Origin of the sequence: Brevundimonas sp. NIBR10, from assembly GCF_027912515.1 — a bacterium.
In the GTDB taxonomy this organism is placed as follows: domain Bacteria; phylum Pseudomonadota; class Alphaproteobacteria; order Caulobacterales; family Caulobacteraceae; genus Brevundimonas.
Genome location: NZ_CP115464.1, coordinates 3120821 through 3141640, shown reverse-complemented (window position 1 = coordinate 3141640; position 20820 = coordinate 3120821). Strand labels below are relative to the sequence as shown.

At 66.8% G+C, this 20820-nt stretch carries 21 protein-coding genes and 2 riboswitches; of the genes, 9 read left to right on the top strand and 12 right to left on the bottom strand.

Translation table 11 applies throughout. The features are described 5' to 3' along the window. The first annotated feature begins 39 nt into the window (after positions 1–39). On the top strand, positions 40–1047 hold the full coding sequence (locus tag O5K39_RS15415; RefSeq protein ID WP_271144486.1) for an adenosine deaminase: 1008 nt from the start codon (positions 40–42) through the stop codon (positions 1045–1047). Positions 1048–1053: 6 nt separating this feature from the next. Here the strand turns inward: O5K39_RS15415 and O5K39_RS15410 are convergent, their stop codons facing one another. Next, on the bottom strand, positions 1054–2088 hold the full coding sequence (locus tag O5K39_RS15410) for an alpha/beta hydrolase (RefSeq protein ID WP_271144485.1): 1035 nt from the start codon (positions 2086–2088) through the stop codon (positions 1054–1056). 106 nt (positions 2089–2194) lie between these two features. Then, a riboswitch (glycine riboswitch) is annotated at positions 2195–2292 on the top strand. A 4-nt stretch (positions 2293–2296) separates the two neighbouring features. Next, positions 2297–2402: riboswitch (glycine riboswitch) on the top strand. 59 nt (positions 2403–2461) lie between these two features. On the opposite strand from O5K39_RS15410, the gene gcvT reads away from it, so the two are divergent. The 7 genes from gcvT to O5K39_RS15375 all read left to right on the top strand — a co-directional run bounded on the left by gcvT (position 2462) and on the right by O5K39_RS15375 (position 9217). Further along, a complete protein-coding gene (gene gcvT, locus O5K39_RS15405) occupies positions 2462–3577 on the top strand; it encodes a glycine cleavage system aminomethyltransferase GcvT (protein ID WP_271144484.1) in 1116 nt (371 codons plus the stop codon). A gap of 9 nt (positions 3578–3586) precedes the next feature. After that, positions 3587–3952 carry a glycine cleavage system protein GcvH gene (gcvH, locus tag O5K39_RS15400; RefSeq protein ID WP_271144483.1) on the top strand — a complete coding sequence of 122 codons (366 nt, stop codon included), beginning with the start codon at positions 3587–3589 and terminating at the stop codon, positions 3950–3952. A gap of 140 nt (positions 3953–4092) precedes the next feature. Further along, entirely contained in the window at positions 4093–5439 is a 1347-nt protein-coding gene (gcvPA, locus tag O5K39_RS15395; protein ID WP_271144482.1) for an aminomethyl-transferring glycine dehydrogenase subunit GcvPA, read from the top strand. Positions 5440–5450: 11 nt separating this feature from the next. Continuing rightward, positions 5451–7013, top strand: coding sequence for an aminomethyl-transferring glycine dehydrogenase subunit GcvPB (gcvPB, locus tag O5K39_RS15390; protein ID WP_271147173.1), 1563 nt, complete (start codon positions 5451–5453; stop codon positions 7011–7013). 9 nt (positions 7014–7022) lie between these two features. Further along, positions 7023–7988 carry an SDR family oxidoreductase gene (locus tag O5K39_RS15385; RefSeq protein WP_271144481.1) on the top strand — a complete coding sequence of 322 codons (966 nt, stop codon included), beginning with the start codon at positions 7023–7025 and terminating at the stop codon, positions 7986–7988. Between the two features lie 210 nt (positions 7989–8198). Further along, on the top strand, positions 8199–8606 hold the full coding sequence (locus tag O5K39_RS15380) for a PGPGW domain-containing protein (protein WP_271144480.1): 408 nt from the start codon (positions 8199–8201) through the stop codon (positions 8604–8606). A gap of 143 nt (positions 8607–8749) precedes the next feature. Beyond that, a complete protein-coding gene (locus O5K39_RS15375; protein ID WP_271144479.1) occupies positions 8750–9217 on the top strand; it encodes a DUF6789 family protein in 468 nt (155 codons plus the stop codon). A 56-nt stretch (positions 9218–9273) separates the two neighbouring features. On the opposite strand, the gene O5K39_RS15370 is transcribed toward O5K39_RS15375, so the two are convergent. The 5 genes from O5K39_RS15370 to O5K39_RS15350 all read right to left on the bottom strand — a co-directional run bounded on the left by O5K39_RS15370 (position 9274) and on the right by O5K39_RS15350 (position 11887). Then, positions 9274–9789 carry a F0F1 ATP synthase subunit B gene (locus tag O5K39_RS15370; protein WP_271144478.1) on the bottom strand — a complete coding sequence of 172 codons (516 nt, stop codon included), beginning with the start codon at positions 9787–9789 and terminating at the stop codon, positions 9274–9276. 1 nt (position 9790) lies between these two features. Then, a complete protein-coding gene (locus O5K39_RS15365; protein WP_271144477.1) occupies positions 9791–10387 on the bottom strand; it encodes a hypothetical protein in 597 nt (198 codons plus the stop codon). A gap of 78 nt (positions 10388–10465) precedes the next feature. Further along, the gene (locus tag O5K39_RS15360; protein WP_269516148.1) at positions 10466–10690 is read right to left on the bottom strand and encodes a F0F1 ATP synthase subunit C; all 225 of its coding nucleotides are present in this window, start codon (positions 10688–10690) and stop codon (positions 10466–10468) included. Positions 10691–10746: 56 nt separating this feature from the next. Beyond that, on the bottom strand, positions 10747–11520 hold the full coding sequence (locus O5K39_RS15355) for a F0F1 ATP synthase subunit A (RefSeq protein WP_271144476.1): 774 nt from the start codon (positions 11518–11520) through the stop codon (positions 10747–10749). 7 nt (positions 11521–11527) lie between these two features. Continuing rightward, on the bottom strand, positions 11528–11887 hold the full coding sequence (locus O5K39_RS15350) for an AtpZ/AtpI family protein (protein WP_271144475.1): 360 nt from the start codon (positions 11885–11887) through the stop codon (positions 11528–11530). A gap of 261 nt (positions 11888–12148) precedes the next feature. On the opposite strand from O5K39_RS15350, the gene O5K39_RS15345 reads away from it, so the two are divergent. Then, complete coding sequence (locus O5K39_RS15345) at positions 12149–13519, top strand: MATE family efflux transporter (protein WP_271144474.1); 1371 nt, start codon at positions 12149–12151, stop codon at positions 13517–13519. Here the strand turns inward: O5K39_RS15345 and O5K39_RS15340 are convergent. The 6 genes from O5K39_RS15340 to O5K39_RS15315 all read right to left on the bottom strand — a co-directional run bounded on the left by O5K39_RS15340 (position 13516) and on the right by O5K39_RS15315 (position 20785). Next, the gene (locus O5K39_RS15340) at positions 13516–14616 is read right to left on the bottom strand and encodes a sialidase family protein (RefSeq protein ID WP_271144473.1); all 1101 of its coding nucleotides are present in this window, start codon (positions 14614–14616) and stop codon (positions 13516–13518) included. The two genes, O5K39_RS15345 and O5K39_RS15340, sit on opposite strands and share 4 nt — an antisense overlap. Further along, complete coding sequence (locus O5K39_RS15335) at positions 14613–15341, bottom strand: hypothetical protein (RefSeq protein ID WP_271144472.1); 729 nt, start codon at positions 15339–15341, stop codon at positions 14613–14615. Before O5K39_RS15335 ends, O5K39_RS15340 begins: the two co-directional genes overlap by 4 nt. A 136-nt stretch (positions 15342–15477) precedes the next feature. Then, positions 15478–17556, bottom strand: a complete 2079-nt coding sequence (locus tag O5K39_RS15330) for a DNA topoisomerase IV subunit B (protein WP_271144471.1) — start codon at positions 17554–17556, stop codon at positions 15478–15480. After that, the gene (locus O5K39_RS15325; RefSeq protein WP_271144470.1) at positions 17528–18883 is read right to left on the bottom strand and encodes an O-antigen ligase family protein; all 1356 of its coding nucleotides are present in this window, start codon (positions 18881–18883) and stop codon (positions 17528–17530) included. The genes O5K39_RS15330 and O5K39_RS15325 overlap by 29 nt, the downstream gene beginning before the upstream one ends. 40 nt (positions 18884–18923) lie before the next feature. Beyond that, positions 18924–19319 (bottom strand): hypothetical protein, encoded by a 396-nt coding sequence (locus O5K39_RS15320; RefSeq protein WP_271144469.1) that lies wholly within the window; start codon positions 19317–19319, stop codon positions 18924–18926. A gap of 146 nt (positions 19320–19465) precedes the next feature. Next, positions 19466–20785, bottom strand: a complete 1320-nt coding sequence (locus tag O5K39_RS15315) for a cellulase family glycosylhydrolase (protein ID WP_271144468.1) — start codon at positions 20783–20785, stop codon at positions 19466–19468. Positions 20786–20820: the final 35 nt, after the last annotated feature.

The window sequence follows — 20820 nt, the reverse complement described above, 5'->3', positions numbered from 1 at the left end:
TCGAACTTGGGATAAGCTGTCCATCAATTCGGAGCTGCCATGTCCCTCGACGCCTTCATCGCCGGCCTGCCCAAGGCCGAACTGCACCTCCACATCGAGGGCTCACTCGAGCCCGAGCTGATGTTCGCCCTGGCCGAGCGCAACAAGGTCTCGATCCCGTTCGACAGCGTCGAGGCGGTGCGCGCCGCCTATGATTTCTCGAACCTCCAGGACTTCCTCGACATCTACTACGCCGGGGCCAACGTCCTGCTGACCGAGCAGGATTTCCACGACCTGGCCTTTGCCTATTTCCAGCGGGCGGCCGCCGACGCCGTGCGCCACGCCGAGATTTTCTTCGACCCCCAGACCCACACCGACCGCGGCATCCCGTTCCAGGTCGTCGCCGACGGCCTGCTGTCCGGCATGAAGGCGGCCGAGACGGAGCTGGGCGTCAGTTCGCAGCTGATCCTGTGCTTCCTGCGTCACCTCGACGAGGACGCGGCCTTCACCACTCTGCGGCGCGCAGAACCGTGGCTGGACCGTATCCGGGGTGTCGGGCTGGATTCGTCCGAGGTCGGCCACCCACCGTCCAAGTTCCAAAAGGTCTTCGCCGCCGCCGGCTCCATGGGGCTGAAGCGCGTCGCCCATGCGGGCGAGGAGGGGCCGCCCGCCTATGTCTGGGAGGCGCTCGACCTGTTGAAGATCGACAGGATGGACCACGGCAATCGCTCGATGGAGGATCCGGCCCTGGTCGAGCGGTTGGCGAAATCGGGGATGACCCTGACCGTCTGCCCCCTGTCGAACCACAAGCTCTGCGTCGTCGATGATCTGAAGGACCACCCGGTTCCGGAGATGCTGCGTCAGGGTCTGCACATCACGATCAACTCGGACGACCCGGCCTATTTCGGCGGCTATGTGAACGAGAACTACCGCCAGCTGGCCCAGGCCGTCGGCCTAACGCGCGAGCAAGTCACCCTGCTCGCGCGCAACAGTTTCGAGGGCGCGTTCCTGACCTCGGCAGAGAAGGCGGCGTACATCGACGAGGTCGAGGCCTACGCCGCCCTCTGATCGCCGTCAGATCGGCAGGATGGCCGTGCCGAACGCCCGCTTCAGCTCATGCGCCGCGAACTGCTGGGCCACCGCCGCGTCCGGCACCACCAGCCCCATGCCGAAGAACTCGTGCGTCGAACCGTTGAAGGTCTTGGACCGGGTATCGACACCGGCCGCTTCCAGCAGTTCGGCCAGCTTCTCGCCCTCGGTCCGCAGTGGGTCGATCTCGGCCGTGATGACCGTGGACGACGGCAGACCGCGCAGGTCGGCATTGCCGACGACATTGACGCGCGGATCGATCAGATCGGACAGGTCGGCGAAGGTCTGTTTCACGAACCATTCGATCATCGGCTTGTTCAGCGGCTTGGCCGTGGCGTTCTCGCGATAGCTTTCGTTGTCGAGGTCGGTGCCGACCAGCGGATAGACCAGAACCTGATGCATGGGTGCCTGCAGCCCCTGATCGCGCGCCGCAATCGAGACATTGATGGCCAGGTTGCCGCCCGCGCTTTCACCCATCACCGCGATCCGACGAGGGTCACCACCGATCGACTGGGCATTGGCAACCGCCCATTTCCAGGCCGCGACAGCGTCCTCATGTGCCGCCGGGAACTTGTTCTCCGGGGCCTGGCGATAGTGGACCGACAGCACCACCACGTCGGCAAACCGTGACACCCCGCGCGGCCCGCCGTCGTAGACGTCGAGGTCGGCGATCACGAAACCGCCGCCGTGGAAATAGACGACCAGTGGCTTCAGGTCGTCGCTGTCGGGATCGGGGCTGTAGACGCGGGCCTGGAGAGGGCCGGCCGCGCCGTCGATGGTGATGTCGCGCGTCTGGATGCCCATTGACGGGTTCTCGTCCTTGACCGCCTCGCGCAGAATCTTCTTCACCGCATCGGTGGGTGTCGGCTGCAGCCGCGCCTCCTGCGCCGTCAGGGTCTCGATCGGCTTGCCGCCCAGTCCGGCCAGGGTGTCCAGCACCTTGCCCATGGCCATGTCGGGCTTGGCAGGCGTGTCGCGCGGCGTTTCGTCCTTGCCGAGAATTTTATCGAGGATGGACATAGGCTTCTCTTGAATCTGGAGGGTGGGATGCTCGCTTAATCCCGCTCTCCGGCCATTGTTCCTTCGCCCAAGCTTGACTTGCCGCGTGAGTCGAGGCCTACGTCACTTCGCTCTCGCGGGAGAGATCGGCGGCTTACGACAGCCGCCGGAGCCGAAGGCGCAACCGCCCCGGAAACGCTCAGGCAAACGGACCGCGAGAACATTCGGACGCTGGAAAGTCGATCTTCGGATCGCGCCGACGGAGCAAGCTTGTCATCCCGGACGGCCTCGGCCGAGCCGGGACGGGCGGAATCTCTCAGGCTTCACAGACAGCGGGGGCGCGAGGACGGCGGAGCTTTCCGCCTCAATACGCGACTCTGAAAGGCCGGATACCATGACCGACGAAATCCTGAAGACCACGCCGCTCAATGCCGCGCATCGCGCGCTCGGAGCCCGCATGGTCGGGTTCGGCGGCTATGACATGCCGGTCCAGTATGAAGGCGTCCTGGCCGAACACCGCTGGACCCGCGAACACGCCGGTCTTTTCGACGTCAGCCACATGGGCCAGTGCAAGATCACCGGCGCGGACGCCATCAGCCAGTTCGAACGGTTCGTACCGGGCGACTATGCGATCCTGAAGGCGGGCAAGCAGAAATACTCCCTGCTGTTGAACGAGAGCGGCGGCATCATCGACGACCTGATGGCCGGAAAGCCCGACCACGACGGCCTGTTCGTCGTCGTCAACGCCGGCAACAAGGACGAGGATTTCGCCTTCTGGTCCGCGAACCTCTCGGGCACCGCCACCCTGACGGTGCTCGCCGACCGCAGCCTGATCGCCATCCAGGGCCCCGAAGCGGCCGAGGTCATGGTCGCCCATGAGCCGGTGCTGGCCGAGATGGCCTTCATGGACTCTGCGCGGCTGATGCTGTTCGGCGTCGACTGCTACGTCTCCCGCTCGGGCTACACCGGCGAGGACGGCTACGAGATTTCCGTGCCGAACGCCGACGCCGAACGCATCTGGAACACCATCCTGCAAGACGCCCGCGTCAAGCCGATCGGCTTGGGTGCCCGCGACAGTCTGAGGCTTGAGGCCGGCCTGCCGTTGCATGGCCACGACATCGACCCGACGACCTCGCCGGTTGAGGGAGCCCTGACCTTCGCCCTGTCGAAATCCCGCAAGGAAGCCGCCAGCTTCAACGGTGCCGATCGCATCCTGAAGGAACTGGCCGAAGGTCCGTCGCGCGTCCGCGTCGCCCTCAGCGTCAAGGAAGGTGCCCCCGCCCGCGAAGGCGCCGAGATCGCCGATGCGGACGGAAACGTCATCGGCAAGGTCACCTCGGGCGGTCCCTCGCCGACGCTCGGCCGCAATATCGCCATGGGTTATGTCCCGCCGAAATACGCCGACCTGGGCACAGACCTGAAGGTCATCGTGCGCGGCAAGGCCGCCGCCGCAGAAGTCGTCGCCATGCCCTTTGTCGCCACCCGCTATCACCGCAAACCCAAAGCCTAGAGATCAGCCATGAAGTTCACCAAGGATCACGAGTGGGTCAGCCTGGACGGCGACATCGCCACCGTCGGTATCTCCAAACACGCTGCCGAGGCGCTCGGTGACGTGGTGTTCGTCGAGGTGCCCGAAGTCGGCAAGACCGTCTCCAAGGGCGACAGCTTTGCCGTCGTCGAAAGCGTCAAGGCAGCCTCCGACGTCTACGCCCCCGTCTCCGGCGAGGTGGTCGAGGCCAACGACGCCCTGGGCACGGCCCCCGAGACCGTCAACGCCGATCCGGTCGGTGAAGGCTGGTTCGCCAGGATCAAGGTTTCCGACGCCTCGGCGCTCGACGCCCTGATGGATCAGGCCGCCTACGACGAATACCTGACCACGCTTTAAAAATCCCCGCTCATCCCGGCGAAAGCCGGGACCCAGTCCTTTCACGCGAGAGGTCTGGGATCAGCGGTTCGTCCTCCCCGGCGAAAAACATCGCCCAAAGCACTGGGTCCCGGCTTTCGCCGGGATGAGCGGAAAAGAATATGCGCTACCTCCCCCTGACCCCCGACGACCGCACGGCGATGCTGTCCGCCATTGGCGTGAAGTCCATCGACGACCTGTTCGTGGACGTGCCCGGCCCGGCGCAGCGCGACGGCTTCGTCGATCTGCCGCGCGTGGCGGGTGAGATGGAGGTCGAGCGGGCCCTGTCCAAGATGGCGGGGCGCAACGTCGCGGCGGGCTCCGTGCCCTTCTTCTGCGGGGCCGGCGCCTACAAGCACCACGTCCCGGCGACGGTGGACCACGTGATCCAGCGCTCGGAGTTCCTCACCAGCTATACGCCGTACCAACCGGAGATCGCCCAGGGCACCCTGCAGTACCTGTACGAGTTCCAGACCCAGGTCGCGAACCTGACCGGAATGCCGGTCGCCAACGCCTCGCTCTATGACGGTTCGACGGCCATGGCCGAGGGCGTGCTGATGGCGACGCGGGTGACGCGCCGGAACAAGGCGATCATCTCGGGCGGGGTCCATCCCCACTACGTTCGCGCGACCGAGACCGTGGTCCACGCGGTCGGCGTCGAGACCCAGGCCCTGACCGCAGCCATCGACGCCGAGGCCGCCGTCATCGACGCCATCGACAAGGACACGGCCTGCGTCGTCGTCCAGACCCCCAACGTCTTCGGCACCGCCACCGACGTCACGAAGATCGCCGAGGCCGCCCACGCCGCCGGGGCCCTGCTGATCGTCGTGGTCACCGAGGCCGTGTCGATGGGCCTGCTGAAATCGCCGGGCGAGATGGGGGCCGACATCGTCGCCGCCGAGGGACAGTCGATCGGTAACGCCTTGAACTACGGCGGCCCCTACGTCGGCCTGTTCGCCACGCGCGACAAACTCGTCCGCCAGATGCCGGGCCGCCTGACCGGCGAGACCGTCGATGCCGACGGCGAGCGCGGCTTCGTCCTGACCCTGTCGACCCGCGAACAGCATATCCGGCGCGACAAGGCGACGTCGAACATCTGTACGAACTCGGGTCTCTGTACTCTGGCCTTCACCATCCACATGAGCCTGCTGGGCGAGACGGGCCTGAGGAAACTGGCCCTGCTGAACCACGAAAAGGCCTTGGCCACGCGTGATGCGCTCGCCGCCATCCCCGGCGTCGAGATCCTGACCCCGCGCTTCTTCAACGAGTTCGCGGTCCGTCTGCCGAAGAACGCGGCCGAGGTGGTTTCGACCCTGGCCGACCACCACGTGCTGGCGGGTGTCCCCTACAGCCGCCTCGCGCCCGACGCCGGTATGGACGACGTCCTGCTGGTCGCCGCCACCGAAACGACGATGGATGTCGACATCCAGATCCTCGCCAAATCGCTGACCAAGGTCCTGGGAGCCTGACCATGAGCACCATGAACACTGTCGGCCGCCCGACCGCCCCGAACGCCGTGACCGCCAAGCCCGCGACCCTGACCGGTGCGCGTGGCCTGTTGCAGGACGAGCATCTGATCTTCGAGAGCGACGGCTGGGGCAAGACCGGCGTCGATCTGCCGGAACCCACGACAGATGGCTCCGATCTCGGCGATCTGGTCCGCCGCGATCCGATCGGCCTGCCGGGCCTGTCCGAGCCCGAGACGATGCGCCACTACGTCCGGCTCAGCCAAAAGAACCACGCCATCGACCTGGCCATCTATCCGCTGGGCTCGTGCACGATGAAGCACAATCCGCGTCTGAACGAGAAGATGGCGCGTCTGCCGGGTTTCTCCGACATCCATCCGCTCCAGCCGATCTCGACGGTCCAGGGTGCACTGGAGCTGATGGATACACTGTCGCATTGGCTCAAGACCCTGACCGGAATGCCGGCCGTCGCCCTGTCGCCCAAGGCCGGGGCCCACGGCGAACTCTGTGGCCTGATGGCCATCCGCGCGGCGCACGAAGCATCCGGCGAACACGTCAGGCGCCGCAAGGTGCTCGTGCCGACCTCAGCCCACGGCACTAACCCCGCGACCGCCGCCTTCGTCGGCTATACGGTCGTGGAGGTCGCCCAGACCGATGACGGCCGCGTCGATGTGGCTGACCTTGCGTCCAAGCTGGGTGACGATGTCGCCGCCATCATGGTGACCAACCCCAACACCTGCGGCCTGTTCGAGCGCGACATCCTGGAGATCAGCCGCCTGACGCACGAAGCGGGCGCATATTTCTACTGCGACGGGGCCAACTTCAACGCCATCGTCGGCCGGGTCCGCCCCGGCGACCTCGGCGTCGATGCCATGCACATCAACCTGCACAAGACCTTCTCGACGCCCCACGGCGGCGGCGGTCCGGGCGCGGGTCCAGTCGTCCTGTCGGCGGCGCTCGCCCCCTTCGCCCCGGCCCCCTGGGTCGTCCACGGCGACAACGGCTACAGCCTGATCGAACGGGAGGAGGGCGATGCGGCCCAGGCCTTCGGGCGCCTCTGCGCCTTCCAGGGCCAGATGGGAATGTACACCCGCGCGCTCAGCTACATGATGAGCCACGGCTCGGATGGCCTGCGCCAGGTCGCCGAAGACGCCGTCCTGAACGCCAATTACATCAAGGCCCGGCTCGGTGATCTGATGAGTCCGGCCTTCCCCGACGGCCCCTGCATGCACGAGGCCCTGTTCGACGACGAATGGCTGAAGGGCACGGACATCACCACCCTCGACTTCGCCAAGGCGATGATCGACGAGGGCTTCCACCCGATGACCATGTATTTCCCTCTGGTCGTCCACGGGGCCATGCTGATCGAGCCCACGGAAACCGAGTCGAAGCAGGAGCTGGATCGCTTCATCCACGCCATGCGCCTGCTGGCCCAGGCCGCCAAGGCCGGCGACGTCGACCGCTTCAAGGGCGCCCCCTTCCATGCGCCGCTGAAACGCCTGGACGAGACCCGCGCCGCCCGCTCGCCGGTCCTGCGCTGGACCGCGCCGCAAGGGACCAATATCGCGGCGGAGTGACGTCTTGCGGTGAGGGCAGGGCATGCCAACATCGACGGCATGGCCACCTTCACCGTTCGCGACATCCCCGACCTCTCCGGCAAGCTGGCCGTCGTCACCGGGGCGACCGGCGGGCTGGGGCTGGAGACGGCGCTGGGGCTCGCCGGTGCAGGTGCCGAGGTCGTGCTTGTAGGCCGCAATCCGGCCAAGGGCAGGGATGCCGCCGCCCTGATCCGGGATCGTCATCCGGCTGCCAAGGTCTGGTTCGAACAGGTCGATCTGGCCAGTCTGGCCTCCGTCAAGGAATTCGCCGACGAGATGCTAGGCGAGGGAAGGCCGATCGACATCCTGGTCAACAACGCCGGCGTCATGGCCCTGCCGAAGCGCCAGACCACGGCGGACGGGTTCGAGATGCAGTTCGGTACCAACTACCTGTCCCATTTCGCCCTGACGGCGCGGCTTCTGCCCTTGCTCAGGTCCGGGCAGGCGAGGGTGGTCCAGCTGGCCAGCATCGCCCACAAGGGCGGCGCGATCCGTCTCGACGACTTGAACTACGCGGCCGGCTACAAGCCCTGGCCCGTCTATCAGCAGTCGAAACTGGCCATGCTGATGTTCGCCATCGAACTGCAACGGCGCAGCGATGCCCAAGGCTGGGGCCTGACCAGTGTGGCGGCTCATCCCGGCTATGCCCGCACCGACCTGATCGCAAACGGACCCATGGTCGACAGCGGGCTTGCCCTGGAAGGGTTGAGGCGGCTGTTCCGGCCCCTGATCGAGCCCCTGGTCAGCCATGATGCGGCCGCAGGGGCCCTGCCGATCCTGATGGCGGCGACCCAGCCGAATGTGACGCCCGGCGGCTACTATGGCCCCCAGGGCTGGCAGGACCTGAAAGGACCGCCCGGTCCGGCCCGGATCAGCCCGCAGGCACTGGATACCGGCGTCGCCGCAAGGCTCTGGACGGTGTCAGAGCAGTTCACCGGACTGACCTTCGGATAGGTCCGCTGCCTGTGGCCCATTGGCCACCGATCGGCGCGTCCGATCCCGCCTTACAAAACCTTCACCGTTCAGCCTCGGTTCAGCCACCGAAGCAGAATGTAAACACCTGTGTGGCAAGGTCGTCACGGTCGTGGTTTTCGCCGCCGATCGTGGACCCGGAGAACTCCGGCGACGTTGTCCAGAACTGACTGACCTCCACTTGGATCGCCCGTGACCTTCGCGCCTGCCCTTTCTGGCTTCACGTCCCGCCCGCGGGATCCGCTGCGCGCCCTGCGCCGCAGCGCGATGCTGGTCGGCGGGGTGCTGGTGATCATTCTGGGTATCTTGATTGCGCCCCTGCCGGGCCCCGGCGGCGTGCCGGTCATCGCTGTCGGTCTGGTTCTGGTGCTGCGCAGCTCTTACTGGGCCAAGCGCCAGTTCATCCGCGCCCAGTACGCTCGTCCTCGCTACGTCTATCCGTTCCGCCGTCTGCTGCGGAAGAACCCCGAGATTGCGCCGGTCTTCTGGCAACAGGCTCTGAGGGCCGAGAAGATGGTGCTGCGTCGTCGTCGGGGCCCTCTGGGTCGGTTCCGCAAGACCCTGCGCCGCGTCTGGCGCCGCACCTTCCACAAGGCCTGATCTCGCTCTCCACGGCGCTGCGGCATCGCATCTGCGAAGCACGCGTTCGTGATTGTGGCCGAATGGCGCCCTGATCTCAGAGGCGTAGACTCCCTTCTGCGTTATCGGAACAGACAAATGCGTTGGGAGGCGCTGTCGTTATGATGTCACGCGTACAAAAGGGTGTGGTCGCGGGTTTTGCGGCCACCGTGGTGGTCTCGATCCTCGAGGCGATCAATATGATGGCCGGTCCCTGGGTCACGCCCTACCCGGACATGCTGGCATTCATGATGGGCATGGAAGGCAATCACGTCGTCGGCTGGATCGCCCACGTCGTCACCGGCACGGTGGTGCTGGGCGCGCTTTACGGGATCGTATGCCCGCGCCTGCCCACCGACCTGCCGGCCACCAAGGGGATCGCCTTTGCGGTCGGGGCCTTCTGCGTCCTGATCGTCGGTCTGCTGATGTTCGGCGATCCGGGGGTGTTCAGCGGCGGCACCCTGGGCATCACCATCGCCTGGCTGCTGGTCTCGAACGTCATCTTCGGCTTCGTGATGGGCTCGGTCTACGGCAACCTGGTCGAGCGCGAGAAGCGGGCGGCCAAGCTGATGGACGGCGTTCCGGCGCACTGAATCAAAAAGGCCCCGCCGTCGCCGGCGGGGCCTGATCGGTTCGGAGTCGAACGGATCTAGTTCAGGCGACCGGCAATCTGGCCGATCGCGGCGTCGAGCAGCGGATCGCTCTTCTGGCCCGAAACGCGGGCGGTCAGGATCTGTTCGGCGGCGCGGGCGGCCAAGTCGGCGGCGGCCTGCTTGACCTCGGTCATGGCCTGGGCCTCGGCCTGGGCGATGCGACGCTCGGCCAGGGCCTGACGGCGGGCCAGGGTTTCCTCCAGCTTGACCTTGGCGTCGGCTTCCATGACGCGGGCATCGGCCTCGGCGGCGCGAAGCATTTCAGCAGCCTGGGCCTCGGCCTCGGCCTTCTCGGCGCGGATCGTGGCCAGCAGGGCCTCGGCTTCGGTGCGCAGGCGCGTGGCCTCGTCCAGTTCGGACTGGATCTTGGCGGCCTTGGCGTCGAGGGCGCCGGCAACCAGCTTGGGCACGCCCACGAAGATGCAGATGCCGATGAAGATCAGCAGGCCGACGCCGACCCACAGCTCGGCCTCGGCAAAGTTATAGAAATGTGCGGTCAGAAACGCGGGCATATCAGGCAGCTTCCTTGACGGCGGCGGCGACTTCGGCGGCCGTGGCGGCCTTGCCGGTCAGGCGCTCGACCATGGCGGCGGCGGTGTCGGTGGCGATCGCCGAGACATTGGTCATGGCGGCGTCGCGGGTCTTGCCGATGGCCAGTTCCGCCTCGGCGATCCGGGCGTTGACGACGGCTTCTTCCTCGGCGGCGCGACGGTTGGCTTCCTCAGTCACCCGGGCCTTGGCGGCGGCGGCGGTGGCGCGCGACGAGGCACGGGCCTCGGCGACCTCGGCCTTGGCGATCTCGGCCTGGGAGGCGGCTTCGGCCTGGACCTGACGTGCGGTGGCGACGGCGGTGGAGATGGTCGAGGCGCGCTCGTCGAACACCCGGCGCATGCGCGGGGCAAAGACCTTGGCGATCAGCCAGTAGAGAATGGCGAACAGGACAACCAGATAGACGATCTGGCCGAACCAGTGCTGGAATTCGAACTGAGGCAAGCCGCCGGACTCGTGCGCGGCCTCGGTTGAGGCGTGCGTGGTCTCGACCACGTCCCCATGCGTCGCGTCAGCGTCGTGGGTCGCGGCGGAACCGAGGTCGGGTGTGTGCGTGGCCATGCTTCGTCTGTCTTGCAAATCAATCGAAAAGGCTCAGGCCCGGATCATCCGGGCCTGAGCCTGTCCGCAAAGGCGGCCTTAGGCCGAGTAGATCAGGATACCCAGAACGAACGACAGGATGCCCAGGGCTTCAGCCAGGGCGGCGCCGACGAACAGGTTGCCGATTTGCGAGCCGGCGGCCGACGGGTTGCGCAGGGCACCCGTCAGGAACGAGCCGAAGATGTTGCCGACGCCGATGCCGGCGCCGATCATGCCGGTCATTGCGAGGCCAGCGCCGATGAGCTTGGCGGCTTCTGCTTCCATAATCTTAAGTCCTAGTCTGGGGTTGGTTGGTTAGGGACGAAAACTGAGGTGGGGCTTTAGTGCCCGTGGCCCAGGTTGACCACATCATTCAGATAGATGCAGGTCAGAACGGCGAAGACGAAGGCCTGGAGGAAGGCCACCAGGAACTCCAGCGCGGTCAGGCCGACGGTCATGCCCATGGACAGCAGGGCGATCGGCAGGCCCAGCCAGCCCACGGCGCCCGTGACGCCGATGACGACGAAGCCGGCGAACACCTTCAGCGCGACGTGGCCGCCCATCATGTTGCCGAACAGACGAAGCGTCAGGGTGATGGGGCGCAGCAGGAAGGACACGAACTCGATGATGACCACGAAGGGCAGCACGAAGATCGGCACGCCCGACGGCACGAACAGCTTGAAGAAGCCCAGGCCGTGCTTGGCGAAGCCGATGGCCAGCACCAGCAGGATGGTGATCACGCCGAAAGTGGCGGTGACCGCGATCTGCGACGTCGCCGTGAAGGTCAGGAACAGGCCGATGAAGTTCATGGCCAGGATGAAGGTGAAGACGGTGAACACGAAGGGGAACAGCTTGCGCCCCTCGTGACCGATGATGGAATCGACGATCCCGTCGATCATGCCGAACAGGGTCTCGCCCGCCGACTGCATCCGGCCCGGCACGACCGTGGCCTTGGCGGTCACCAGTTGCAGGAACAGGATCACCAGGCCGAACGCGATGGTCATGGCCAGGTGCGAGTTGGTGAAGGCGATCTGCTGCTCGCCGACGACGGGCAGGGTAACCGTCCCGAAATCGATCAGGGGTTCGATCTTAAACTGGTGCAGCGGATCAGCCATGGGCCCCTTAGTCTTCTTCGTCTTCGTCGAAGGGAACCGACTTCGGCTCCACTCCCGTTGCTCTTGCCTGGGCCATCAGGCGTTGCGCCGTCGACCAGGCCATAAATACCGAAACGGCGAAGCCCAGAAGGACGCCGCCGATCAAACCCCACGGCCCGGTCTCGAAAAACCGGTCCACGATCGCCCCCAACGCCAGGCCGACGAACACCCCACCGAACAGGTCGGCGATGATCCGCCAGGCCTGACCCGCCGCCGCCTGACCCGCCGCTTCATGCGAAACGGGGTTGGTGGTCCGCGCCTCCAGCGAGGATGCGCTGGCGGAGAGGCGTTTGATCGCCTCTTCGCGCGATTCCTGAGGAGTGGCCATGGGTTGTGTTTGCCCGGTGTCCCGGCGAGCCGGAACGGGTCTGAATTTCGCGCGGAACCTATCGTCGAGGGGCCGATTGGTCAAGGCGTGTTACAGTCCGCTGAAGTCTCTGATTTTACGACAGATTATTCCCGCAAGGCCGTGGCGTGGCGAAGCGTCGCGATGACTGCCGGCCGATCGCCGGATTGGCCCGCGGGCGTGACCGGGGTGTGACATCCTGTCCTCGCGACCCGTGCTAACGACCGCGCGGGGGACACCATCATGCAGCAAGACCTGACCCAGGGATCGATTGCCGGACGCCTGCTGGGCATGGCCGCCTTCATCGGCATCGGCTTGATCTTCCAGACCCTGTATTTTCTCGTCGACCTCTATTTCGTCGCCAGTCAGGGCCCGGAGGCGATCGCCGGTGTCGGTCTGGCCGGCAATGTCTTCTTCCTGGCCATGGCGGCGTCCCAGATGGTCGGGGTCGGGGGCCTGTCGCTGATCGCGCGCTCGATCGGTGCGCGGGACCTGGACCAGGCCCGCGCCGTCTATGGTCAGGCCATGCTGCTGTCACTCATTCTGGCGGTCGCCAGTCTGGTACTCGGCTATCTGTTCTCTCGCCCGGCCCTGACATTGCTGGCCGCCGACGAGGGCACGCTGGAAGCGGGCGTCGTCTATCTGCTTGGCTTCCTGCCGGCGGTCGCCCTGATGTTTCCGACCGGGATCATGGCCTCGGCGCTCCGGGCGGCGGGCGTCGTCCGCCCCGCCATGCTGATCCAGGCGGGCACGGTGATTCTGAACGTGGTTCTCGCGCCGGTGCTGGTCGCCGGCTGGGGTACCGGTCATGCGTTCGGCGTCTTCGGGGCCGGTCTGGCCAGTTCGATCTCGGCGGCGGTCGGGATGGTGGCCACCCTGCTGCTGTTCCCGCGCGTCCAGACGATCTTTGCGAAAGCCATTCCTCTTCCGCGCCCCGACTTCGCGCAGTGGCGGCGCGTCATCGGCATCGGACTGCCGTCGGCGGCGGAGTTCCTGCTGATGTTCATCACCACGGCCGTCATCTATGGCGTGATCCGCCATTTCGGCCCCGAGGCCCAGGCCGGTTACGGCGTCGGATCACGGGTCATGCAGGCCATCTTCCTTCCCGCCATGGCGATCTCATTCGCCGTCGCGCCGGTGGCGGGCCAGAATTTCGGAGCGGGGCGGGCGGATCGCGTCCGGCGCACGGTGCGGGACGCGGCGGTGATCTCCTGCGGGCTGATGCTGGTCCTGACCCTGGTCTGCCAGATCTGGCCGGAGGCCCTGATCCGCGTCTTCGCCCCGGATCAGGCGGTGATTGACGTCGGCGCGGGCTTCCTGCGTATCATCTCACTGAACTTCCTGGGCACCGGTCTGATCTTCATCGCCTCGGGCACCTTTCAGGCCCTGGGCGATACCCGACCGGCGCTGTACGGCAGCGTCTCGCGCCTCTTTCTGTTCGCGGGCCCGGCCATCTGGCTCTCGGCCCAGCCCTGGGCCCGGCTGGAGCATATCTGGTGGCTCTCGGCGACGGCGGTGGTGATCCACTGCCTGATTGCCCTGTTGTTCCTGCGCCGCGAACTCAGCCGCAAGCTGGCGGGACTTGTTCCACCCGAGCCCGTGGCCGCCGGTTAGGCCAGGCGGCGGGGGTCGATCATCGCATGGGTGATCCTGCGCCGATCATGGGTCCAGGTCGCATGGATCATCCCGTCCGCCGCCTGAATGATCGCCGGATAGGCATAGCCGCTGGGCAGGGGCTCGGTGGCCAGCACCAGCGACGGCCGCCAACGCACCCCGTCCTCCGACACCGCCAGCCTCAGCGGATAGCGGGGTCCCTTGCCCGGCGTCTGCGCCGCATGGGCCGAATGGTTGTAGATCAACAGGTGCCGCCCGTCGGCCAGGGTCAGGGCGTCCGTGCCCGAGTTCGGATTGGGCAGGTCGATCGCCCCCAGACCCGACCAGGTCCGTCCGCCGTCCCGCGACCAGGTCGAGGCCAGCGCACCCTGCCGAGTCCGCGCCACGGCCTGCAACACCCCGTCCGCATGGACCAGCAGGCTGGGCTGGATCGCGTCGATGTTGAGCGGCGAGGGGACCGGGTCGGTCCGGGTCCAGCTCCGGCCGCGATCCTCGCTGCGTTCGAAATGCAGACTCCAGCCCGCCCCGGCACCGGCCCCGACGCCTTCGGCCAGCTCCACGCTGGAGGGCGACAGCCATGACCCGTCCGCCAGAACGACCGGCTTGTTCTTGATCGGCCCGAGGATCCCGTCCGGCAGCCGACGCGGTGCCGACCAGCTGCGTCCGCCATCCGCTGACGTCATCACCATGCCCCACCAGTCCTGCGGCGTCGGCCCGACCTTGTAGAACAGGTTGAGGTCACCGCCTGGCGGCTGGAACAGCACCGGGTTCCAGGTCGGATGCCGCGATCCGTCGGCCTGAAGGCCGGTGGCCACGCCGGCGGGCGTCGCCCACCGCCCGTCTTCACGCCGCGCGAACCAGATCTCCACGTCGGGATTGCGCTCCTTGGTCCCGCCGAACCAGGCGGCGGCCAGAGCCCCATCGGTCGTCTGCACGATCGTCGAGGCATGGGCCTCGGGATAGGGGGCGTCGTCGTAGATGAAGCCAGACGACACGACCGGCTCCGCCGCCGATTCCTGGGCCATGACCAGCCCGGGCGCTGCGGCAACCAGGCCCACAGCGCCCAGACCCATTCCGCGACGCGTGACCTTGGTCATCGACGCAGCGCGGCGCTGGCGTCGCGGATGCTGGCACCCTCGACAGCGAACATCTTGTCGCCTGCGCTGACATAGATCGGGATCCGGTTCTGCAACGACAGAAAGACGTGGGTCTCGACGGGTCCCGCCGACACGATCTGACTGACGACCAGCCCGACCGACTGAGCCCCTCGCGGTACCTGGTTCTTCGGCAGGTTCAGGCATGTGTTGGTCAACTGGTCCCGGCGCAGCACGGTTCTGCCGTCGGCACTGATCCTGAAACGGTAATGGCCTCCCATCGGAATGATATTGGCGTCGGTCGTCGAGGTCAGCAGCCAGGCCAGCCAGCCGTCACTGTCGGGATCGCGCATGACGACCGCATTCAGCCTCTCCGAGCAGCGCAGGGCGCCGATGTTGGCCGCCGCCGTCAGCCGCGCGTTCCAGCGCGCCGTTTCCTCGTCGCTCAAAGTGCCGTCAGCGGCGGGGACCACCGCTCCGGCCCGACCGTCAGTGACCAGCACGTCCCAGCCGGCCTGCACGCCGTTGGCTGCGGGCTTGAAGAAGCGAACCCTCTGGTTCTGGCCGTCTGGAATGACGACCCAGCCACGGACTTCGCCGATCCCGGCCTGTCCCAGTGCCGCCACCAGGGCATCGGTGGCGACCCACGAAGCCGTGTCCTGGCGAAAGATTTCCTGGCCCATGGCGATGACCTTGGCCTGCGACCATTCCTCGATCGGTACGGGCATGGGGGTCGCGTCGCGCGACGCCTGCGCCCGAGACGGTGTGGAAATCGATCCCGCCGTCCCGATCAGGGCAAGCGCCACAATGCAAATGGCCGAAAACCGCATCGCCGACTCCCGAGTTACGGGATCAGGCGTAACTTCACACGTCCAGATCGGCAACCGCGAACTGGGCGTTGTCCTGGATGAAGCGGAAGCGGGCGTCGGCTTTCTTGCCCATCAGTCGTTCGACCAGATCCTCGATGTCGTCCTCGCTCTCAGGCAGGGTGACACGGGCCAGGGTGCGCTTCTTGGGGTCCATGGTGGTCTCCTTGAGCTGGGAGGCCATCATCTCGCCCAGGCCCTTGAACCGGCCCAGTTCGACCTTCTTGCCCTTGAAGGTGGTGGCCATCAGCTCCTCGCGGTGCGCCTCGTCGCGGGCATAGTCCGACAGCGGCCCGCTCGACAGGCGATAGAGCGGCGGCAGGGCCATGAACAGCCGACCCTGACGGATCACCTCGGGCATGGAGCGATAGAAGAAGGTGATCAGCAGCGCCGCGATATGGGCCCCGTCCACGTCGGCGTCGGTCATGATGACGATCCGCTCATAACGCAGCTGGTCGATGTCGAAACGCGGCCCCGGCGTGACGCCGAGCGCCAGGGTCAGGTCCGACAGCTCGATATTGGCCCTCAGCTTGTCGGCGGTCGCCGAGGCGACGTTCAGGATCTTGCCGCGCAGCGGCAGGATGGCCTGGGTCGTGCGGTCGCGCGCCTGTTTGGCCGAGCCACCGGCCGAATCGCCTTCGACGATGAATAGTTCGGTGCCGTTGGCCGACTGACGCGAACAGTCCGACAGCTTGCCGGGCAGGCGCAGTTTCCGCGTCGCGGCGGCCCGCTGGACCTCCTTGTCCTTGCGCCGCCGCAGCCGATCCTCGGCCCGGTCGATGACGAAACCCAGCAGGGTGTTGGCCTGTTTCGGGCTCTCGGTCAGCCAGTGGTCCAGGGGGTCGCGCAGCAGGGCCTCGACCAGCCGTTGCCCCTCGGGCGAGGACAGCCGGTCCTTGGTCTGGCCCTGGAACTCGGGATTGCGGATGAAGACGGAAATCAGGGCACCGGCGTTGGCGATGACGTCCTCGGCGGTAATCTGGACCGCGCGCTTCTCGTTGGTCAGTTCGCCGTAAGCTTTCAGCCCCTTGACCAGGGCGGCACGGAACCCGGCCTCGTGCGTGCCGCCGTCGGGCGTCGAGACGGTGTTGCAATAGGACTGCACGAAGCCGTCCGCCTCGCCGAACCCGATCGGGGACCAGGTCACGGCCCACTCGACCGCCCCCGCCTCGCCCTTGCGCTCGACCCGGCCGGAGAAGGCGGGCGTGACCGTCTCCATCTCGCCGATCCGCTCGGCCAGGGCGTCGGCCAGGCCGTTGGGGAAGTGGAAGGTGGCGGTGGCGGGCGTCGCGTCGGTGATCCGCTCGGGCGCACAGGTCCAGCGGATCTCGACCCCTCGGAACAGATAGGCCTTGGACCGGGTCATGCGGAAAAGCCGCGCCGGCTTGAACGCCGCGCCGACGCCGAAAATCTCGTGGTCGGGATGGAAGCGGATCAGGGTGCCGCGCTTCTTGGACGGCTGGACCTGGACGATCGAGCCTTGCGGGATGCCCCGGCTGAACGACTGCTTCCACTCGAACCCGTCGCGCCAGACGGTGACGTCCAGCACGTCCGACAGGGCGTTGACCACCGACACCCCGACGCCATGCAGGCCGCCCGAGGTCTCATAGGCCTTGCCCGAGAATTTCCCGCCCGAGTGCAGCACGGTCATGACGACTTCCAGCGCCGACTTGCCCGGGTGTTTGGGGTGCGGATCGACCGGGATGCCCCGCCCGTCATCCTTCACCGACAGGAAGCCGTCGGCGTCGAGGTCGACGGTGATCAGCTTGGCATGGCGGGCCACCGCCTCGTCCATGGCGTTGTCGAGAACCTCGGCGAACAGGTGATGCAGCGCCCGCTCGTCGGTGCCGCCGATATACATGCCGGGGCGTTTGCGGACGGGCTCCAGCCCCTCCAGCACCTCGATCGACGACGCCGAATAGCCGCCGGGGACCGGGGGCGGAGAGGCGGCTGCGGCGGGCGCAACTGCGGGCGCTGACACCGGCGCAGCAGCCTGCGGCTTCAACTCCGGCGCGACCTCGGCCTTCTTCGGCTCGGGCTCGGGGATGTCATCGAACAGGGAGGGGGCGGCGACCATGCGGAGAGTGTGCTGCGATTCGGGATCGCGTCAGGTAGGCCGCGCCGCGACCGTGGGCAAGGCGACCTGTCACGAGCGGTGCCCGCATAACCTCGGGATCCGCCAGCAGCCCCCGCGTCATGATGGCCAGCAACAGCGCCCAGGGCAGGTTGGCGTTGGTCAGCAGCACGCTTTCGGACAGGCTGAGCAAGAGGAAGACCGCGAAATAGGCGATGCCGAAATAGCCCTCTCGCGCACCGGCGACCGGAATGCGGAACAGCGACGTCAGAAACGCCAGCATCACCGCGAACCCGACCGAGAACGCCCCCGGCCAACCCAGCTGGATCAGCAGGTCGATCCATCCGTTGTGCGCCGACGGCACAGGCCACTGGGTTTCCGCACGAATGAAGGCGGCCGGAATCGACTCCCGCCCCCAGAAGGCCTGATAGCCGAATCCGGTCCAGGGCCGTTCGCCCACCTCGCGCATCAGGGCGACCCAGATGTCGGTGCGTCCGGTCAGGGACGGATCCTTGCCCAGCGCCTTCAGGACCACGGCCGGGTCCGTGATGAAGACATAGCCGACGATACCGGTCAGAACGACGCCGAACCACAGGGCCGCCACCGTCAGGGCCGGTCCGCCGTGACGCATCGCCCACAGCGCCCCGACCACCCCGACCCCGATCAGCAGGCACAGCAGGGACGTCTTGGACTGGGTGGCCAGCACCAGCACCGTCGTCACCACCAGCGCCAGCGCGGGCAGCAGACGCCTCCGATCCTCGGACGCCAGACAGGCCGCCGCAGCCACGGCCCCCGCCACCATGACCACGCCCATCTGGTTCTTCTCGTACCACAGCCCGCGCCACAGGCCGGCATTGTCGTACTGGTGGATGCCGATGGCGGGAAAGGCGAATACCATCACCAGACTGCCCAGCCCCATCAGCAGGCCCGACAGCATCAGCACCCGCGGCAGGTGCGGCCCCCGAAACACCGCCCCCAGATAGATGGCGAACAGGCTGGAAAAGAACAATGCGAGCGTCCGTCTGGACGTCACCCCCGGATCGATCGACCAGTATTTCGACGCATAGGCATGCAGGCACAGCAGGACCAGGATCAGCAGCGCAGGCCACGCCTTGACCATCCGCTCGGCCCGCCAGCAGCATAGCCCCAGCGTCACCGCATAGACCGGCAGCCAGATCAGCCTGAGGATCGGCGTTTCCTGCTGCAAGGGCGCGAACACCGGCCCGATCAGGGCCCCGGTCAGCATGACGATCACCCCGATGGCCGCCGCCTGTTCCCACAGGGGTGGTTCGGGTTCGTCGAACACGGGGTCTGGACGGGCGAGGGTCACGTCCGGCAGGGTCGGCGATCGTGCTTAAGGAAGCGTTGGCCTATTCGCCGCTGGCGACCTTCAGGGCCGCCTCGATCCGCGCCACGACGGCGGGGTCCGCAGCGTTGGCGGCCTTCAGCGCCGCGCCTTCGGCGATCAGGCCGTCGCCGCACCGCATCGTCTCCATCTGCGCCTGGACCTCTCGGTCCCGCTCCGACCCGTCGCCCCCGATTTCGCCACCCAGGTGCGAGCAGAGTTCCGCGCGCCAGGCCAGGTTCGCCACCGGCTCGGTCGGCGGTGTGTTGGCCGCATCATAGGCTGCCTGATCCGCCGCCTCGGCCGCGAGTGCGGCAGCGGTCGGTGCCTCCGCCTGCAACGCCTCCGACTTCGGCGCATCCGCCGGGGTGCAGGCGGCCACGGCCACTGCGGTCAGGGCGATCAGGATGTTGCGGTTCATGTCAGGCGCTCCCCGGGGCATAGGTTGGCGATCTGTGGGCCTGAACAGGCGTCTTGGAAAGCCGATTCGGGGCTACCGATCGGCCGCCTCCACGAACCGATCGATCACCCGTGTCCCGGTCGCCTTCCCACCTTCGACCGTCGCCGTCACATGTCGGCCAGTGACCTGGCGTGGACAGTGACCAACCTTCGGGTCGATGCGTCCGTATCGAAGACCCCATACCAGCCCTGAGGCTCATGTGGCGGATCACCCAGCCAGGCGTTGTCGCCGCTCTGGAACCGGAAGTCCGGATTGCGCGTCCGGCCCTCGCCGTTCCAGGCCCAGAAATTCGATCCGACCAGCGGCCCGCCAATCCTCGCATCCGCCAGGACGGCGGCGTGGATGTCCGCATAGAAGCTGTCTCTCATCGTCGTCGGCACTGCGGGTTCGTACCGGTCGCCGTTGCGCGGATAGCCGAACTCCTCGATCACCAGCGGCTTGTTCAACTGACGCGCAAAGCCGATGTGCTGCGCGACATAGTCCCGTGTCTTTTCCCGCGCGGAGTCGTGTGACCCGGCCATGTCGGTCCGATCCAGCCAGCCCCAGTTCCCGGGCCAGATGTGGGCGGTGGTGTAGTCGATCTCGGCAAAGGCCTGGGTGGCCATGACAATGTCGGCCTTCTCGACAGATCCCTTCAGCCCCTCGCCGCCGGTCGAGACGAGATGGTTTGGATCGATCGACTTGATCAGGCGGGCCGTGCCCTGGATCCAGCCGTAGAAGGCCTGCAGGTTGGCGACGGCCTCTGCCTCGCCGCCGGCGGGCCGCGGCTCGTTGGCCAGCTGCCAGGCCATGATCGTCGGATCGTCGCGATATCGGACGCCGGTGACGCTGTTGGTCCGCCCGACGACCGCCCGGACATAGTCGTGGTAGAGGCCGACCGCCTCGGAACTGCGATAGAAGTCGGCGATGAAGTTCGGGAACTCCGGCCACGGATGAGCCGGGTCGTTCATGTTCAGATAGCGCCCGCCGTTGACCCACGACAGATAGGTCATCATCCCGCCGGACCACTCCCAGAAATTGGTCAGGTAGAGCACCGCCTTCATGCCGCGCTTGCCGATCTCGGCCAGCGCATGGTCCAGGCCCACCAGCAGGGTTTCGTTGTAGCTCGCGCTCTGATCACGAAACGCGGGACGCACGGAATTCCTGAGCGGCGAAAGCTCGGCCGAGGCCCCGATCCGCAGGTTGGTCACGCCGTCCGACGCCAGGGCGTCCAGCTCGCGCCCCAGCCGCGCCCGGTCGCCGAAGTCCGCATCCGCGCCCAGCCAGGCCAGATACCAGGCGTTCGATCCGACGAACCTGTACGGCTTCCCGTCCAGCATAAGGGCCATGCCTTCGCGGGTTACGAAACCCGTCCGGACCGCCCCGACAGCAGGGCCCGCCACGAGCACGGCCGCCGTCGCGGCAAGGACATTTCGGCGCGTCGCCATCGGAATCTCCGCAGGGTTAGCGATACCATTCCTTA

Excerpts from the sequence above, each read along its gene's own strand:
- O5K39_RS15415 (WP_271144486.1), top strand. The coding sequence starts at position 40 with ATGTCCCTCGACGCCTTCATCGCCGGCCTGCCCAAGGCCGAACTGCAC.
- O5K39_RS15410 (WP_271144485.1), bottom strand. The coding sequence starts at position 2,088 with ATGTCCATCCTCGATAAAATTCTCGGCAAGGACGAAACGCCGCGCGAC.
- gcvT (WP_271144484.1), top strand. The coding sequence starts at position 2,462 with ATGACCGACGAAATCCTGAAGACCACGCCGCTCAATGCCGCGCATCGC.
- gcvH (WP_271144483.1), top strand. The coding sequence starts at position 3,587 with ATGAAGTTCACCAAGGATCACGAGTGGGTCAGCCTGGACGGCGACATC.
- gcvPA (WP_271144482.1), top strand. The coding sequence starts at position 4,093 with ATGCGCTACCTCCCCCTGACCCCCGACGACCGCACGGCGATGCTGTCC.
- gcvPB (WP_271147173.1), top strand. The coding sequence starts at position 5,451 with ATGAACACTGTCGGCCGCCCGACCGCCCCGAACGCCGTGACCGCCAAG.
- O5K39_RS15375 (WP_271144479.1), top strand. The coding sequence starts at position 8,750 with ATGTCACGCGTACAAAAGGGTGTGGTCGCGGGTTTTGCGGCCACCGTG.
- O5K39_RS15370 (WP_271144478.1), bottom strand. The coding sequence starts at position 9,789 with ATGCCCGCGTTTCTGACCGCACATTTCTATAACTTTGCCGAGGCCGAG.
- O5K39_RS15365 (WP_271144477.1), bottom strand. The coding sequence starts at position 10,387 with ATGGCCACGCACACACCCGACCTCGGTTCCGCCGCGACCCACGACGCT.
- O5K39_RS15360 (WP_269516148.1), bottom strand. The coding sequence starts at position 10,690 with ATGGAAGCAGAAGCCGCCAAGCTCATCGGCGCTGGCCTCGCAATGACC.
- O5K39_RS15355 (WP_271144476.1), bottom strand. The coding sequence starts at position 11,520 with ATGGCTGATCCGCTGCACCAGTTTAAGATCGAACCCCTGATCGATTTC.
- O5K39_RS15350 (WP_271144475.1), bottom strand. The coding sequence starts at position 11,887 with ATGGCCACTCCTCAGGAATCGCGCGAAGAGGCGATCAAACGCCTCTCC.
- O5K39_RS15345 (WP_271144474.1), top strand. The coding sequence starts at position 12,149 with ATGCAGCAAGACCTGACCCAGGGATCGATTGCCGGACGCCTGCTGGGC.
- O5K39_RS15340 (WP_271144473.1), bottom strand. The coding sequence starts at position 14,616 with ATGACCAAGGTCACGCGTCGCGGAATGGGTCTGGGCGCTGTGGGCCTG.
- O5K39_RS15335 (WP_271144472.1), bottom strand. The coding sequence starts at position 15,341 with ATGCCCGTACCGATCGAGGAATGGTCGCAGGCCAAGGTCATCGCCATG.
- O5K39_RS15330 (WP_271144471.1), bottom strand. The coding sequence starts at position 17,556 with ATGGTCGCCGCCCCCTCCCTGTTCGATGACATCCCCGAGCCCGAGCCG.
- O5K39_RS15320 (WP_271144469.1), bottom strand. The coding sequence starts at position 19,319 with ATGAACCGCAACATCCTGATCGCCCTGACCGCAGTGGCCGTGGCCGCC.
- O5K39_RS15315 (WP_271144468.1), bottom strand. The coding sequence starts at position 20,785 with ATGGCGACGCGCCGAAATGTCCTTGCCGCGACGGCGGCCGTGCTCGTG.